Source organism: Bradyrhizobium sp. HKCCYLS20291, assembly GCF_051167715.1.
GTDB lineage: Bacteria > Pseudomonadota > Alphaproteobacteria > Rhizobiales > Xanthobacteraceae > Bradyrhizobium.
Window position 1 is genome coordinate 87748 of sequence record NZ_JBNPTO010000004.1, and the last position, 15300, is coordinate 103047.

The window sequence follows — 15300 nt, forward strand, 5'->3', positions numbered from 1 at the left end:
ACCGAGCCCGTTGCGCTGTCCTACATGCCCTCTCCCACAAGGGGCGAGGGCGCAGTCACATGCACCGGACCCGCGGCGACATGTCAACTTACTCTCAGCATCGACTTGTTGTGATCGGGTTCGGAGCCCGCTGTCGCGCCCGCCTCAATCCGGCAGATTCGTAAACCGCGGCCGCCAGACGCCCAGGATCACGTTGACCGTGGCGACGCCGAGCATGACCCAGATGGCGCCCTGCTCGGTGCCGAAATTGGGGGCGAGCGTTGCCGGATCGATCTGGCCGGCGACGGCGCGCGCGGCCTCTTCGGCGGCTTCCTGCATCGGGCCCTGCACGGCGGCGAAGCCCCATTCGAACACCAGGATGCCCGAGGCGAGCTTGGCGAGCGCCCAGCCGGCGCTGTGCAGCGCGCGGTTGACGGCGATGGCGAGCAGTCCGGCGACCAGGGTCAGGCCGAGCGAGGGGAAGAACACGTAGCGCACGATGGCGCCCATCGCCGCGCGCATCTCGGCGTAATGCGACAGCGACACCGACGGCTGCGGAATCAGGCCGAGCAGCACAACGAGACAGGCCATCGCGCCCATCATGCCGATCGCGCCCATGGTGTGCAGGAACTTCATCAACCGTCGCATGGCATTCCCCGGACGTCGTGAAGATGAGATCTGGCGTTGGCGGCCATCGTGTTCTGACGGTGGCCGGCCACGCAGGCGGCCGCCAATCCAGACTATACGATCAGCGGCCACGATCGGATCACGGACGCGAGCGTCCGTCTACCAGTGCCGGGTGCCCGGCGCGCCCTTGAACGGGCCGACCACGGCCGAGGTGATCCAGCCGCCGTAGAAGTCGCCCTGCTGCGCTGCGACGCGCTCGTCGCCGACGAAGCAGGCGTCGACCCGCGAGGCGTAGAAGGCGAGATATCCCGCGATCGGCGCGAACGCCACCGTTGGCTGCGGATAGCTCCAGGCCGCCTGCTCCGAGATCCGGCCGGCGGCCTCGATCGTCCAATAGCTGGCGACGCCCTTGAACTCGCAGAACGAGCGGCCGGGCGCCGGCCGCAGCCACTGCATCGCAACATCCTGCGGCGGGATGTAGTAGACCGGCGGATGGCTGGTTTCGAGCACGCGGCAGCCGTCTTGCGTCTCGGCGATCGTCTCTCCGGCAAACACCACACGCAGCCGGGCGGCGCATCGCTCCAGCCGCGGCGGCCGCGGATAGTCCCACACAGATTCCTGCCCCGGTCCCGGCGCGATGCGTTGCATGGCGATGCTCCCTGGACGCAGCACCCAATCTGTCGCCCCGGCAACACAACGACCGGGCCGCCGATGGAGATCAGTCGAGCCCAGCGGCGCGCGAGGCGCTGCCGGCGGTCAGGCGATCGCCCGGAGATAGCGGGCCACCGAACGGTCGAACGCCGCCTTGGCGCCGGTGGCGATGTTCTTCTGCCACCAGGCGCCGTAGATGCGATCGAAGGCGAGCGGGGCCACGGCGTCGGCGATGCGGCGCACCGCGGCGGCGCCGAGCGGGATGTAGTTCGGATAGGAGTACATGAAGCTGACATGGCGGCGGTCCATCGCCACCATCGCGATGTCACCGGTCAGCAGCGCGCCCCGGCCGTCAGCGCCGTTGCGCCAATGCAGGATGGTGGCGCCGGCGAAATGGCCGCCGGTCCGCAGCAGCACGACATCATCCGAGATGGCCAGGCGATCGCCGGTCCACGGCACGATCGCCGCATGCGGCCGGGTGACGAAGGCCGCGTCGTCGCCATGCAGATAGACCGGAGCGTTGCCGAACGCCGCGCTCCAGTCGGCGACGGCGCCATAATAATGCGGATGCGACACCGAGATCGCCTTGAGACCGCCAAGCGAACGGACATGGGCGATCGAAGCCTCCGTCGCCAGCGGGATGCAGTCCCACATCACGCAGCCGCCCGGCCCGGGGACGAGCAGCGCGCGCTGGCCGATCGCAAACGACGGCTCCAGCGCAAGACCGGTCAACCCGTCATCCTCGCGCCAGACGACCTGGTGTCGCGCGGCGAGCTCGTCGCGGCTGAGGAAGGCCTGACCGTTCCAGTTCACATATTGCCGCTCGTCCTCGCAGACGACGCAATGCGCCGGCGGCGCGGGCGTATCGGGGAACTGCGCGCCGCATTGAAAGCAGGTCCAGAGAGGCATGGATCACCGTCGGTCCGGAATGGTGGAGAATGAAGATTAGCATGGCGGTGATCGCGCAACAGCGTCGCGCGCTGCTTCGTGATTGCCTAGTGTTCCCCAGGACACCACCACAGGAGCTCCGGGACATGCCGACCGCCTTGCGCCGCGCCACCGTTCACCGCCTGCCGATGCGCAGCCCCGATGACATCGGCGCGCTCGAGACCGCCATCGCCGAAGGCGCGATCGATCCGGCGGGCATCGTCGCCATCCTCGGCAAGACCGAGGGCAATGGCTGCGTCAACGACTTCACCCGGGCCTTTGCCGTGCGCACGCTGGAGGCGCTGCTGCGCAAACATCTAGCCGACGCTGCGGTGAAGCAGATCGCCATGGTGATGTCGGGCGGCACCGAGGGCGCGCTGTCGCCGCACATGATCGTGTTCGAAGCGCGCGCGGCCAGTGACGACACGCCCCGCGCGCATGCCAAGTCGCTGGCGCTGGGACGGGCACGGACGCCGGCGCTGGCGAGCGAGCATCTCGGCCGGATGCAGCAGGTCGAACAGGTCGCCGCGGGCGTGCGGGCCGCGATGGCCGATGCCGGCATCGCCGATGCCGCCGACGTGCACTACATCCAGGTGAAGTGCCCGCTGCTGACGATGGAGCGGATCGAGGCGGCGGAAGCCAAGGGAGCGCGCACCGCCGTGCGCGACACGCTGAAGTCGATGGGGTTTTCGCGCGGCGCCTCGGCGCTCGGCGTGGCCGTGGCGCTCGGTGAGCTGCAGCTGTCGGACCTGTCGGATGCGATGATCTGCTCGGACTACGCGCGCTACAGCGAGCGCGCGGCAACCTCGGGCGGCGTCGAGCTGCTCGACCACGAGATCATGGTGGCAGGCATGTCCGCCGATTGGACCGGTCCGCTCGCCATCGCGCACGACGTGATGCGTGACGCCATCGACATCGAGCCGGCGCGCGCCGCGCTGGCCCGGCTCGGTCTCGAGGTGACCGGCCAGGTGCCGGCAGCCGAACGCGGCCGCATCGCCGCGGTGCTCGCCAAGGCGGAGGCGGCGCAGAGCGGTAAGGTCCGCGGGCAGCGCCACACGATGCTCGACGACAGCGATATTTCCTCGACCCGTCATGCCCGGGCGTTCGTCGGCGGCGCGCTCGCCGGGCTGTTCGGTTTCACCGACCTGTTCGTCTCCGGCGGAGCCGAGCATCAGGGTCCGGATGGCGGCGGCCCGATCGCGATCGTGGCCGAGCGGCGCTGAACGGTAATTAAGAACCATTAATAAATGAACCCATCCTCTAAGGCTGCTCGGCGGGCCGCTTGTGCCCGCCTGCGTCAAAGTGCGCGGACACCCAATTTACGGTAATTAGAAACCGTCAAATCGGGCTAAACTATAGATGCGACTCATTATCACATGCATTAGGTAATATATTCCTATTCCTGTCACTGACCCAACTACCTTTGGACCAAATTCGGGGACTTGTTGAGAGCCGTTCGCAATTGGAACGATCCGATCGCGAACTTATGAACAAGAATTCAGTCCTTGAGTAACCATTGGGGTGGTTGAGTATGGGTCGAGCCGTCTTTCCAGCAAGCTTGCGCGGGGGCATCGCGCATCGTGGGGATCCCTCCTCTGACGTGTCCGGGGTCAAGGTCTCGGCAGTCGCGGGGTTGATTGTCGTGGCGTCGTTCTCCGGTGCCGAGGCGCAGCAGGCGCCGCTGCCCTCCGTCAACGTCGAAGCACCGGCGGCGCGCGCCAGGCCGGCGCCATCGCGGCCGTCGGCGGACCAGGTTCGCGCCCGCAGCGCGATGCGCCGCGCCGCCCGCCAGCCGCAACAGCAGCAGCCGCCGGCCGGCCCGCAGACGCCGCCCGATGCCAACCCCTATGCGGACGCCGCCGCGCCCTACAAGGTCGACCGCGTCGCCTCCGGCAAGTTCACCGAGAAGCTGGTCAATACGCCGAAGACCATCACCGTGATGAGCAAGGAGGTGATGGAGGACAAGCACATCACCACCCTGAAGGAGGTCGGCCGCTCGACCGCGGGCGTGACGCTCGGCTCCGGCGAGGGCGGCAACGCGTTCGGCGACCGCTTCTTCATCCGCGGCTTCGATGCGCGCAACGACATCTTCATCGACGGCATCCGCGACCCTGCGGTGTCGGTGCGCGAGAACTTCTTCACCGAGCAGGTCGAGATCCTGCGCGGTCCGGCCTCGGCCTATGCCGGACGAGGCACCGCCGGCGGCGCCATCAACATCATCACCAAGCAGGCCGGCGACCGCAACTTCTACAACGCGGAGTCGACTATCGGCACCGACCAGACCAAGCGCATCACGCTCGACGTCAACCAGACGATCTCGCCGACCTTTTCGGTGCGCACCGGCGGCCTGTTCCAGGACGCCAACGTGGCGGGGCGCGATCACGTCACCGACGACCGCTGGGGCGGTTTCGTCTCCACCAAGTGGACGCCAACGGATTCACTGAAGGTTACCACCAACTACGTCCACACCGATCTCTCCGGCTATCCGGATTTCGGCGTGCCGTTCTACAAGCAGGGCAACGTGCCGGTGACGTCCGCCGGCATTCCGCGCAACACCTGGTATGGTTTCCTGAACCGCGACTTCCAGGCGGCGCGGCAGGACTTCGGCACGCTGGCAGCCGAGCTCAAGCTCAGCGAAGCCGTCACCTTCACCAGCAAGCTGCGCGGCGAGCATTCCGAGCTGAACTACATCGGCACCCTGCCCAACACCACGGTGGCGCAGACCGCGAGCGCCGATCCGACCAAATGGACGTTCACGGCAAGCCCGCAGAGCCGCTATCAGCTGGTCGACAACTGGACCAACCAGAACGACCTCACGGTCAAGTTCGACACCGGCGCGATCAAGCACACCACGGTGGTGGGCACGGAGTTCTCCAAGGAGAACATCTCGATCGACCGCTATGCCGGCCTGACATCGGAGGCGTTCGGCTCGGCGGGCACCAGCAGCGGCGCGCTGACGCTGCAGAACATGTACAGCCCAGCCTACACCAACCTGCCGTTCACGACCGTGGGCTACCTGACGGGCAATCCGACCCGCTACGACGTCGACAGCAAGAGCGCCTATGTCATCGACACCGCGAACTGGCGCGACACCCTGATCTTCACCGGGGGCCTGCGCTACGACGGCTATGCGATGCGCTCGTCCAACAACACGGCCTCGGCGACGGTGGATTCGGACCTCATCAACTACAATGTCGGCCTCGTCTTCAAGCCGCTGCCGATCGGCAGCCTCTATGCGGCCTATGCGACCTCGGCCAACCCGTTCGGCTCCGAGCTCGACGGCACCGCGACGGACTACGGCGGCATTCCGCCGAACAGCACCATCATCCTCGGGCCGGAGCGCAACAAGGGCGCCGAGATCGGCACCAAATGGGAGCTGTTCGACCGGCATCTGCTGCTCACCGGCGCACTGTTCCAGACCACCAAGGACAACGCCCGCGAGACCGTCAACGGCCTGCTGACGTCGGGTGCCGCCTACCGCATCCAGGGCTTCGACCTGGAGGCCGAGGGCAAGATCACCGATCGCTGGAGCATCTTCGGCGGCCTGGTGCTGATGCAGTCCAAGGTCACGCAGAGCGGCATCGCCTCCAACAACGGCCTGCAGCTCGCCAACATCGCGCACCAGTCGCTGAGCGTGCTGTCCAAGTACAAGTTCGACGACGGCTGGGAGATCGGCGGCCAGGCGGTGTACCGTTCCAAGGTGTTCGGCGGGACGTTCGCCGCCAACACCGGCAACGAGCTGCCGAGCTACTGGCGCTTCGATGCCTTCGTCGAAAAGCAGTTCGACAAGAACTGGAGCGCCAAGCTCTACGCCCAGAACATCACCAACCAGCTCTACTATGACACCTTCTATCGCAGCAACGTCCCGTTCACCGCGGTCGCCCCCGGCCGGGCCTTCTACCTGATCACCACTGCGAAGTTCTGAACCGGACGGAATCACGAACTCGTAGCAATCTTGCCGGAGTCCCGCCGCACCTCACGGCTGCGGCGGGAGCGAAGATAGGACGAAAGGTCGCAGGCTGCGATATTCCGACGCAGGTATCGGAGTCCTCAAACGGCATTATTTGCCGGATTTCTCCCGATTTGCGATTGAATGGCCGGGATCGACGCAACCAATAGGTTTCCTTTGTTGCCGCAGCGCAACAGTTTACGAGTAATTATCAATGTCAGAAATGAGCTGAAACCTTTCCCCATTCCGGCCACGGGTGGAACCAGCTTTGGTCCGCTTTCCCCCGCTTCTTGACTTGCATTCGCAACAGGCCAGCGCCGTTGCGGACCGAGTCTCAAGTTTGCGTAACGAATGGGGTGGTCGATTATGGGTAAGGCAGTCTTTCCGAGGAGCTTGCGCGGAGCAAGCTGGCATGAAGGGGAACCGTCCGCCGACATTTCCGGCGTGAAGGTCTCGGCTGTCGCGAGCCTCATCGCGGTCGCCTCGTTCTCCAGCGCCGAAGCCCAGCAGGCGCCGCTGCCTTCCGTCAACGTCGAAGCCCCGGTGGCGCGCCCGAAGCCGGCCGCGTCGCGTCCGACCGCCGACCAGATCCGCGCCCGCGACGCGATGCGCCGGGCCGCACGCCAGCAGCAGCAGCAACAGGCCGCCGCGCCGGTGAGCAGCCTGCCGCCCGACCGCAACCCCTATTCCAGCCCCGCCTCGGACTACAAGGGCGAGCGGATGCAGGCTTCGGGCAAGTTCCCGGAGAAGCTGCTCAACACGCCGAAGACCGTCACCGTGCTCAGCAAGGAGATCCTTGCGGACAAGAACTCCACCAGCCTCAAGTCCGCCGTGCTCTCGACCGCGGGCGTGACGCTCGGCACCGGCGAAGGCGGCAACGCGTTCGGCGACCGCTTCTTCATCCGCGGCTTCGACGCCCGCAACGACGTCTTCATCGACGGCGTGCGTGACGCCGGCGTGTCTGTGCGCGAAAACTTCTTCACCGAGCAGGTCGAGATCCTGCGCGGCCCGAACTCCTCCTTTGCCGGCCGCGGCACCACCGGCGGCGCGATCAACATCGTGACCAAGCAGGCCACGACCGAGAACAGCTTCTACAACATGGACGCCACGCTCGGCACCGACCAGACCAAGCGCGTGGTGATCGACGTCAACCAGAAGATCACGCCGACCTTCGCCGCGCGCGTCGGCGGCCTGTTCCAGGATGCCGGCGTTGCCGGACGCGACTTCGTCACCGACAAGCGCAATGGCGGCTTCATCGCCACCAAGTGGACGCCGCTCGACACCGTGACGCTGGCGGCCAACTACATCCATACCGAGGTCTCGGGACGTCCGGACTTCGGCGTGCCCTACTATCGCCAGGCCGGCAACCTGACGGCTGGCGCGCCGTTCCCGGAGGTCGGCGCACCGCGCAACGCCTGGTACGGCTTCCTCAACCGTGACTTCTCGCGCATCGGCCAGGACATCGGCACGCTCAATGCGGAGATCAAGGTCACGCCGGACTTGACCATCTCCGACAAGGTCCGGGTGTCGCGCTCGACGCTCAACTACATCGGCACGCTGCCGGAAGGCCCGACCAACATCAATCCGCCGTCGGGCGCATTAATCAGGGCCAACCCGCAGAGCCGCTTCCAGCAGACCGACGTGCTCGCCAACCAGCTCGAGGCGACCTACAAGTTCAACACCGGCAATTTCCGGCACACCGTGCTCGCCGGCCTCGAGGTCTCGCAGGAGAAGGCGCTCATCAACAGCTACACCGGCCTCACCTCCGAGCAGCAGGGCCTGCCGTTCTCGGGCACCGGTTCGCTATCCGGCGTGAGCGTGTTCAACCCGCAATTCACCAACCTGCCGTTCGGCATTCCGTCGCTCGGGCAGTTCCCCACCAACATCAAGATCGACTCGGCGAGCGTCTACGCGCTCGACAGCGTCAACTACCGCGACCTCGTCATCGTCAACGGCGGCGTCCGCTACGACAAATACGATATCCGCGTCGACGGATTTGGAACGGTCAACGGCGTCGCCAACACCCCCGGCTCGACGTCCGCCTCCAGCGGTCTGCCGAGCTTCAACCTCGGCCTGACGCTGAAGCCGGTGCCCTATGCCAGCTTCTATGCGGCCTATGCTACGTCGTCCAACCCGGTCGGCGGCGAGTTCGACGGCCTCAGCGTTCAGTACGGCGGCCTGTCGGCGGTCACCAATGGCGGTGCCAACCAGATCTTCGGGCCTGAGAAGAACAACTCGATCGAGATCGGCACCAAGTGGGAGCTGCTCGACAACCGCCTGCTGGTCTCGGCGGCGCTATTCCAGACCGAGAAGGAGAATGCTCGCGAATCGTTCAACGTCACCAGCGCCAACAACGCAACGGCGGCCTGCCCGTATCCGGCAGGCACCATCGGCTCCGTGCCGTGTCTCTCGGCCGGCGCAGCCTACCGCATCCGCGGCATCGACATGCAGGCTGGCGGCAAGCTGACCGACAAATGGAGCATCTTCGGCGGCATCGTGCTGATGCAGTCGGAAGTGACCAAGTCGAACATCCCGCCGGCCAATACGGCGTTGTTCACCAGCAATGTCGGCCTTCAGCTCGCCAACACCGCGCACCAGTCGTTCAGCCTGCTGACGAAGTACCAGCTCAACGACACCTGGGAGATCGGCGGCCAAGCGGTGTACCGCTCGAAGATCTACGGCGGTACCTGGCTCGCGGCGAACCAGGGTACCGAGCTGCCGAACTACTGGCGGTTCGACGCCTTCGCGGAAGCCAAGCTCGACAAGAACTGGACGGCGAAGGTGTTTGTTGCCAACATCTTCGACAAGCTCTACTACGACGCTCTCTATCAGAGTGCCACGCCGTTCGTGCTCGTCGGTCCGGGAAGAAGCGCGTCGATCGTCCTGTCCGGACGGTTCTGATCGCCTGATCACCCAAATCGGGGGCACACATCAAGTGATGAGTTCATGCTGATCTGTGTCCCCGGAATTTTGAGCAAAGACGATGTGGCGGAGTTCCGCCGCATCATGGACTCCAGCGACTGGGAGGACGGCCGCTCGACGGCCGGCGCCCAGTCGGCCATGGTCAAGCGCAACGAGCAGCTGCCGCCCGACAGCGAGGTGGCGCGCAAGCTCGGCCACCGCATCATCTCGGCGATGACCGCCAATCCCCGCTTTCTTGCCGCCGCCATTCCGCAGCAGATCTTTCCGCCGCTGTTCAACCGCTACGCCGCCGACGCCGGACATCATTTCGGCATTCACGTCGACAACGCCGTGCGCGGCGACAAGCTCACCGGCCTGCGCATCCGCACTGACCTGTCGGTCACGCTGTTTCTCTCCGAGCCGGAAGAGTATGACGGCGGCGAGCTGGTCATCGAGGACCTGTATGGTTCGCACGAGGTGAAGCTGCCCGCAGGCGACCTCGTGCTCTATCCCGCGTCCAGCCTGCACATGGTCACCCCGGTGACGCGCGGCGTCCGTGTCGCCTCGTTCTTCTGGCTGCAGAGCATGATCCGCGATCCCCTGGCACGCAGCATGATCTTCGATCTCGACACGACGATCCAGGGATTGTCGCAGCGGATGGGACGTGACGATCCCGAAATGGTGCGGCTGACCGGCCTCTATCACAACCTGATCCGCTACTGGGCCGAGACCTGATCCGCCCTTCGACCGGAGCGTCGCGTCGCTGACGCTCCGGCGCATGTTCGACTTCAGAGATTTGGCGCACGCCGCCGTCGCAGGCATCGAGACCTGCCATCCCGTTCATCGACATCCTCGATTCCATGTAGACCGGGCATTGCTCGATCGCGAGGCGTCTCGGCTACGGTGACGGCCGCACGCGCCATGCCGATCGAATCTCATGATTCTCGGCGTTCGTTTCCCGAACCCGCTCCGCGTTCACTCGAAGTTCGAACCTCGCGCATGATGCGTGCGCCGGGATTGCGCGCTTGTCAGCAGAAGCAGACGCGATCATGGAGTGATTCGCGCCCAAGTGCTCATCTCTCGATCAGATCCGACGCCGCGCTTGGGCAATAACGCGTCACGCGGCCTGCGCCGGACCGGAGCGGATCACGTCGTCGGCGCCGACTAATTAGAATCGATGGAAGACCGAACGGCGGCAATTACGTGACTCCCGCGCCGGACGAAGTGTCTCTCTGACGCCACGCGCACTGTGTCACATCAGTTTTTTCAGTCAGTTAGAACACAAGCGGGGGCTTCGAATGCGAGGAGCTCGTCCTCCATGCCGACCGTGCGCGCAAAGGTCGCGCACGCCGTCACGATGACCGACATCGATGTTCCCGCTTTGAGTCAACGCGTCGTCTCAAAACAGCCCCGTTACGCCTGGAAATATTACGGCCAGTTAACTACCAAGAGGTGTGCAGCAAAATGTTCAGGATCGTTCTTCGTGCAGGAGCGGTGATCGCAATCGTCTCGGCCGGCGTCGCGGCGCAGGCTGAGCAGGCGACCACCTCGCCGAGACCTGGCCAGGCTGCCACTGCGCCTCAGATGTCAGCAACAACTCCGCCGCCGGCGATGAGCAAGCCGCAGCCCGCGACAGCCGCAACCCAGTCCCCGGCTTCATCGCCGACGTCGGCAGCCGCATCAAACACGGTCCCTGCTTCGCAAGTCAGCCAATCTGCACCGGCACCTCAAACAACCGCCGCCAAGCCGACGAACGCCGCGCAATCCGCGCCCGCCCCACAGGTTGCCTCGCAACCGGCGGCCGCGGCTGCAGCTCAGCCGCCCGCTGCTCAAGCGGCGCCGCAGGCAACGACGACGGGTCAGTCATCGACGACGGGCCAGGCATCGAGCGCCACAGCCACCGAGCCCCAGCCATCGACATCGAGCACGGCCGAAGCAGTCACCGAGCCGGCGGCAGCTACGGACAAGGCAAAGGACTCCGCTGAGAAGCCCGGACAGGCCGCGTCTCACGTTCCGCACGACCTGTCGCCATGGTCGATGTTCCTGGCCGCCGACATCCTGGTCAAAGCGGTGATGATGGGTCTCGCGCTGGCCTCGCTCGCGACCTGGACCGTGTTCATCGCCAAGACCATCGAGTTCGGCTTCCTCCGCCGCAAGCTCAGCCGCGCCCTGCGCAAGGTCGACGACGTGCGCTGGCTCTCGGAAGCGAAGCTCGCGCTCGGCAAGCGAGAGACCGTGCTCACCGCACTGATCGACGCGGCGATGCACGAGATCAGGATGTCCTCGGAGCTGCCGTCGCATGGCGTCAACGACCGCGCCGCGTCGAGTTTCGCGGAGATCGTCCGCGCCGAAGGCCGGCGTTGCCGCACCGGCATGGGCCTGCTCGCGACGATCGGCTCGATCTCGCCCTTCGTCGGCCTGTTCGGCACCGTCTGGGGCATCATGAACAGCTTCATCGGCATTTCGAAGTCGCAGACCACGAACCTCGCGGTCGTCGCTCCGGGTATTGCCGAGGCGCTGCTTGCCACGGCCATCGGACTGGTCGCCGCCATTCCGGCCGTGATCATCTACAACCACTTCACCCGCGTGACCAAAGGCTACATGGAGCTGGTGAACCGCTCGTCGGGTGCGACGGCGCGCATGCTGTCGCGCGATCTCGATCGCGGCCAGAGCAGCCACCACAGCGAACGCTTCGAGCCGATTCACGTCCATTCCGCGCCCCCGATGGCGCTCGCGGCGGAGTAGCTCATGGCCGTCTCTCTTTCTGAAGCCGATGGTGACGACGATCTCGGCGAGTCCAGCGACATCAACGTCACGCCGTTCATCGACGTCATCCTGGTGCTGCTGATCATCTTCATGGTGGCGGCGCCGCTCTCCACGGTCGACGTTCCCGTCGACCTTCCGACATCGACCGCGACGCCGCAGAAGAAGCCGGACAAGCCGATCTATGTCAGCATCAAGCCCGACCTGACGCTGTTCGTCGGCGAAGAGCAGGTCAAGCGGGCGAGCCTGGTCAGCACGCTCGAGCACATTCCGGAGGCCGCCAAGGACAAGTTCATATTCCTGCGCGCCGACCGCGGCGTCGCCTATGGCGAGCTGATGGACGTCATGGAGCTGCTGCGCACCGGCGGCTATCCGAAGATCAAGCTCGTCACGGTCGAAGGCGTCTCACAGGCGGCCGCGCCGGCCGCGCATTGAAACCAGTGCAACGACGGAAGTGAAGAATGGTCGAACACAAGTATCAAGGAGCGACTCGCCGCTTGTGGATCTCAGCCGCCATCGGCGCATTGATGCTGCACGGTGGCGGAGCGGCGCTCGCGGTGGTGCATCTCAGCGCTCACGAGACCGACGGCGGCCTTGGCGCTGCCGGTGCCGAGTTTGCGCTCGAGATGGCTTCACCGCAGGTAGAGGACAACGATCTCCCGCCCGGTCCCGACAGCGACGCGGCGGAAGCGGCACCGGAGCAGATGCAGCAGACCGCCGAAGTCAGGGAGTCCGATGCGGTCAAGGACAAGCCGACCGAGACCGAGGACGAGGCTGACCGCGTCGTCACCATGAACGAACCGAAGAAGCCGGAGAAGGAAGAGCAGCAGGTCGCAACCGAGCAGGCCGAGGCCTCGGTGGCGTCGGCGGCGCAACAGGAATCCGCCCGCAAGGCGCTCGACGAAGCCGCACCTCCCGCCGAGACCGCGAAGGCGCCGAATGTCGGCCTCGGCAAGGACAAGCAGAAGCTGACCGACAATTGGGGGCGCAAGATCAGCGCCTATTTCGAGCTGCACAAGAAGTATCCCGAAGGCAAGAAGCACGCCGGCACGGTCAAGGTCGCGCTGGTGCTGAGCCGTGCGGGCAAGGTGATGTCGGCCTCGGTGATGCAATCGTGCGGAGACACGATGTTCGACGATGCCGCGATCGCGATGATCCGCCGCTCCGACCCGGTGCCGGCGCCGCCGTCCGGGCTGACCGACGATCAATTCAGCTTCAGCCTCGACGTGAACTTCAACCAGAAGAAATAGACGCGCGCATCCGTTCGGATGCGCGTCTGCAGGACTCGGCAGCGTTCGCGATACGGCGAGCGCTCCTTCTGTTTTGCGAGATCGCGACGCGGTCTCGCCACGCGAGCGCGATCGCATACGACTGAGATGAGCAGTCGAGGTAGCAATTAGTTGCTCCGTCATGCCCGGGCTTGACCCGGGCATCCACATCTTTCGTCCAGGCAACCGCGACGTGAATGGCCGGGACAAGCCCGGCCATGACGACGTGGGAATGGACAGGCGCGCAGTTCAGAGAGCGGCGGATGATCGGCAGCGGGCGCGGCAGCGAATCGACGAACATCGAACGAGACGATGAGGTAGCCGGCGGGATTTGGCTTTAGTACTGCACCCGCGCTCCGACCTGCACCACCGTGGCGGAGAGGTCGTTCTCGCGGAAGTTCGACCGCGTCTCCTCGCGCCGGATGCTGGCCCGGAGCTGGAGCAGGCGGGAGAACTTGTAGAGCATGCCGAGCTCGATGAGGTAGCGGTTGTCCACGCGCGTAGTGCCGGTGAACGCGTCCTGGCCATAACCCGCGAGGAGGGTGCCGACGAGCCAGGGCTCGAACTGATGCTCGACACCGACGGTGACGTCGCGCTTGAGCACGCCGGAGATACCGGGTTCGGTGATCTCGACGACCTGCGACTTGGCGCCGAACATGACCGCCGTCTCCTTGGCGTACTGCCAGGTGAGGTTGGCATCGGCGATGAAGCCGCCGACAGGCTTCAACAGCGGATCCTGATAGCGGCGGGTGAGATAGCCGACCGCGACGTCGCCGGTCAGCTTGTCGGCATAGGCGAAGGTCACGCCGGCCTCGACGGCCGTGCCGGTGGAGTCGCGGCGGAAGCCCTCGGCGTCGACCGCGATGTCGTGAACGCGGCGGTCGACGGCGACGTCGACGAAGGGCCGGATCTCCGGCGTCAGATTGTAGGTGACGCGGCTCTGCGAGCCGTATTGGACGAAGTTGCGATCGGCGTTGCTGACGATCTGTCCGGTGACCAGCGGCGCGTTCTGAAACGCCACGCGATCGATCGCCGCCTTGGTCGAGACCTCGAAATCCTCGAAGCGCTTGGTGACGCCGGCCGAGCCGCCGACGGTCGAGGCGAGCGGGATCCTGGCGAAGCGGCCGGCAAAGCGCGGCGTGCCCGGGTCATCGGCATCGACGGCAACGTGGCCCTCGCCGTTGAGCGCAAACGTATCGGTGATGTCGTAGCGCCCATTCACCTTCGCGTCGACGGTAGGCCTCGAGAGCTGCCGGAGCTTGGCATAGTCGATGTAGCCGACGCGCACATCGGCGTTCAGCAGATGCCGCTCGAACTGAGAGCGCACGAGCAGGACCGGCGCAACGCTGACGAAGGCGGAGCCCCTTCCTTGCGGCACACGCCCGGGATTGCTGTCGAAGCCTGAGGACATTTCGAACGCAGGCTTCAGGATGAAGTTTCCCACCGTGATGCCTTTGGGCTCGAAAGGGTCCTCCTCCATCATCGGCGGCGCCTGCGGCTGCTGCTCCTGCGGCTTCTGGCCCTTGTTCATCCGCGGCAGCCGCATCTTCGGCTTGTCCGCCAGGACGGGAGGAATCGGCTGCGCGTCCTGGCGTGGAATCGGCGGCAGATTGTTCGGCAGCACGCCGCGCGTCGCCGGCGGCGGACTGACCGCGAAGGCCAGTGCATCGAGGCAGCGATTGGGAACGTTGGTCGCCGACAGCCGGCCCGGCGTCGACAGGCAGCCGCCGACCAGAAGGCCGGCCGAGGGCGCACCGAAGAAGGCGTTGCGTACGGGAGCGAGACGCGGCGCCGGTTCGCGACGCGCGGCCTGGGGAAGCGCACCGGCTCCGGGATCGATCGGCGATTTCGCGCGCGGCGGCGGCGGCTCCTCGGGCTTGACCACTGCAGCCTTCGGCTCCGGCTCGTTGCCGCCCGGAGCCACGATCATCTGCGGAATCACCACCGGGCCATTGCCGTTGGCAGGTCGCGTCGGCTGCCGCTTGCGGTTGGGCACGACGACGACCGGACCGCCACCATCGATCGCTCCGGGATCCGCATAGGCCCGCGCCTCGGTCCCCTGGATCGCCGATTGACTGTAGGACGGCGCGGCATCAACGAGCAGCACGAGCAGCACCGTGAGCGCAGCCGCCTCGTCCCGGCGCGGCACGAAGCCGTTGCGCCGTTTAAGACCCGCCGTTTCTCGTGCAGCCCGTTCCAAAAATGCGTATCTCCCGTCAAGCTCGTCACCACACG

13 protein-coding genes are annotated in these 15300 nt (G+C 65.7%); 8 read left to right on the forward strand and 5 right to left on the reverse strand.

Annotated elements, in window-relative coordinates; translation table 11 throughout:
• Nucleotides 1-144: 144 nt before the first annotated feature.
• The 3 genes from ACQR07_RS11235 to ACQR07_RS11245 all read right to left on the reverse strand — a co-directional run bounded on the left by ACQR07_RS11235 (nucleotide 145) and on the right by ACQR07_RS11245 (nucleotide 2166).
• On the reverse strand, nucleotides 145-627 hold the full coding sequence (locus ACQR07_RS11235) for a hypothetical protein (RefSeq protein WP_434869200.1): 483 nt from the start codon (nucleotides 625-627) through the stop codon (nucleotides 145-147).
• A gap of 138 nt (nucleotides 628-765) precedes the next feature.
• Nucleotides 766-1254, reverse strand: coding sequence for a DUF427 domain-containing protein (locus tag ACQR07_RS11240; RefSeq protein ID WP_434902370.1), 489 nt, complete (start codon nucleotides 1252-1254; stop codon nucleotides 766-768).
• A 108-nt stretch (nucleotides 1255-1362) separates the two neighbouring features.
• Nucleotides 1363-2166 (reverse strand): MBL fold metallo-hydrolase, encoded by an 804-nt coding sequence (locus ACQR07_RS11245; protein ID WP_434902371.1) that lies wholly within the window; start codon nucleotides 2164-2166, stop codon nucleotides 1363-1365.
• Between the two features lie 125 nt (nucleotides 2167-2291).
• On the opposite strand from ACQR07_RS11245, the gene ACQR07_RS11250 reads away from it, so the two are divergent.
• From ACQR07_RS11250 to ACQR07_RS11285, 8 genes are all read left to right on the forward strand, one after another.
• Nucleotides 2292-3407 (forward strand): ring-opening amidohydrolase, encoded by a 1116-nt coding sequence (locus tag ACQR07_RS11250; protein ID WP_434902372.1) that lies wholly within the window; start codon nucleotides 2292-2294, stop codon nucleotides 3405-3407.
• A 308-nt stretch (nucleotides 3408-3715) separates the two neighbouring features.
• Nucleotides 3716-6109, forward strand: a complete 2394-nt coding sequence (locus tag ACQR07_RS11255; protein WP_434902373.1) for a TonB-dependent receptor — start codon at nucleotides 3716-3718, stop codon at nucleotides 6107-6109.
• A 390-nt stretch (nucleotides 6110-6499) separates the two neighbouring features.
• Nucleotides 6500-9034: a TonB-dependent receptor gene (locus ACQR07_RS11260; protein WP_434902374.1), complete on the forward strand. Its 2535-nt coding sequence runs from the start codon at nucleotides 6500-6502 to the stop codon at nucleotides 9032-9034.
• Nucleotides 9035-9079: 45 nt separating this feature from the next.
• Nucleotides 9080-9769, forward strand: coding sequence for a Fe2+-dependent dioxygenase (locus tag ACQR07_RS11265; protein WP_434902375.1), 690 nt, complete (start codon nucleotides 9080-9082; stop codon nucleotides 9767-9769).
• A gap of 583 nt (nucleotides 9770-10352) precedes the next feature.
• Nucleotides 10353-10532: a hypothetical protein gene (locus ACQR07_RS11270; protein ID WP_434902376.1), complete on the forward strand. Its 180-nt coding sequence runs from the start codon at nucleotides 10353-10355 to the stop codon at nucleotides 10530-10532.
• Nucleotides 10533-10645: 113 nt separating this feature from the next.
• Nucleotides 10646-11779, forward strand: a complete 1134-nt coding sequence (exbB, locus tag ACQR07_RS11275; RefSeq protein WP_434902667.1) for a tonB-system energizer ExbB — start codon at nucleotides 10646-10648, stop codon at nucleotides 11777-11779.
• Between the two features lie 3 nt (nucleotides 11780-11782).
• On the forward strand, nucleotides 11783-12232 hold the full coding sequence (exbD, locus tag ACQR07_RS11280; RefSeq protein ID WP_434869193.1) for a TonB system transport protein ExbD: 450 nt from the start codon (nucleotides 11783-11785) through the stop codon (nucleotides 12230-12232).
• A 26-nt stretch (nucleotides 12233-12258) separates the two neighbouring features.
• Complete coding sequence (locus ACQR07_RS11285) at nucleotides 12259-13047, forward strand: TonB family protein (protein ID WP_434902377.1); 789 nt, start codon at nucleotides 12259-12261, stop codon at nucleotides 13045-13047.
• On the opposite strand, the gene ACQR07_RS11290 is transcribed toward ACQR07_RS11285, so the two are convergent.
• Entirely contained in the window at nucleotides 13031-13366 is a 336-nt protein-coding gene (locus tag ACQR07_RS11290) for a hypothetical protein (protein WP_434902378.1), read from the reverse strand. The two genes, ACQR07_RS11285 and ACQR07_RS11290, sit on opposite strands and share 17 nt — an antisense overlap.
• Nucleotides 13367-13402: 36 nt before the next feature.
• The gene (locus tag ACQR07_RS11295) at nucleotides 13403-15265 is read right to left on the reverse strand and encodes an outer membrane beta-barrel protein (RefSeq protein WP_434902379.1); all 1863 of its coding nucleotides are present in this window, start codon (nucleotides 15263-15265) and stop codon (nucleotides 13403-13405) included.
• Nucleotides 15266-15300: the final 35 nt, after the last annotated feature.

Bases quoted from the DNA above. Each gene is read 5' to 3' on its own strand.
- ACQR07_RS11260 (WP_434902374.1), top strand. From the start codon at position 6,500: ATGGGTAAGGCAGTCTTTCCGAGGAGCTTGCGCGGAGCAAGCTGGCAT.
- ACQR07_RS11240 (WP_434902370.1), bottom strand. From the start codon at position 1,254: ATGCAACGCATCGCGCCGGGACCGGGGCAGGAATCTGTGTGGGACTAT.
- ACQR07_RS11285 (WP_434902377.1), top strand. From the start codon at position 12,259: ATGGTCGAACACAAGTATCAAGGAGCGACTCGCCGCTTGTGGATCTCA.
- ACQR07_RS11250 (WP_434902372.1), top strand. From the start codon at position 2,292: ATGCCGACCGCCTTGCGCCGCGCCACCGTTCACCGCCTGCCGATGCGC.
- ACQR07_RS11245 (WP_434902371.1), bottom strand. From the start codon at position 2,166: ATGCCTCTCTGGACCTGCTTTCAATGCGGCGCGCAGTTCCCCGATACG.
- ACQR07_RS11290 (WP_434902378.1), bottom strand. From the start codon at position 13,366: ATGTTCGTCGATTCGCTGCCGCGCCCGCTGCCGATCATCCGCCGCTCT.
- ACQR07_RS11265 (WP_434902375.1), top strand. From the start codon at position 9,080: ATGCTGATCTGTGTCCCCGGAATTTTGAGCAAAGACGATGTGGCGGAG.
- ACQR07_RS11270 (WP_434902376.1), top strand. From the start codon at position 10,353: ATGCCGACCGTGCGCGCAAAGGTCGCGCACGCCGTCACGATGACCGAC.
- exbD (WP_434869193.1), top strand. From the start codon at position 11,783: ATGGCCGTCTCTCTTTCTGAAGCCGATGGTGACGACGATCTCGGCGAG.
- exbB (WP_434902667.1), top strand. From the start codon at position 10,646: ATGAGCAAGCCGCAGCCCGCGACAGCCGCAACCCAGTCCCCGGCTTCA.
- ACQR07_RS11255 (WP_434902373.1), top strand. From the start codon at position 3,716: ATGGGTCGAGCCGTCTTTCCAGCAAGCTTGCGCGGGGGCATCGCGCAT.
- ACQR07_RS11235 (WP_434869200.1), bottom strand. From the start codon at position 627: ATGCGACGGTTGATGAAGTTCCTGCACACCATGGGCGCGATCGGCATG.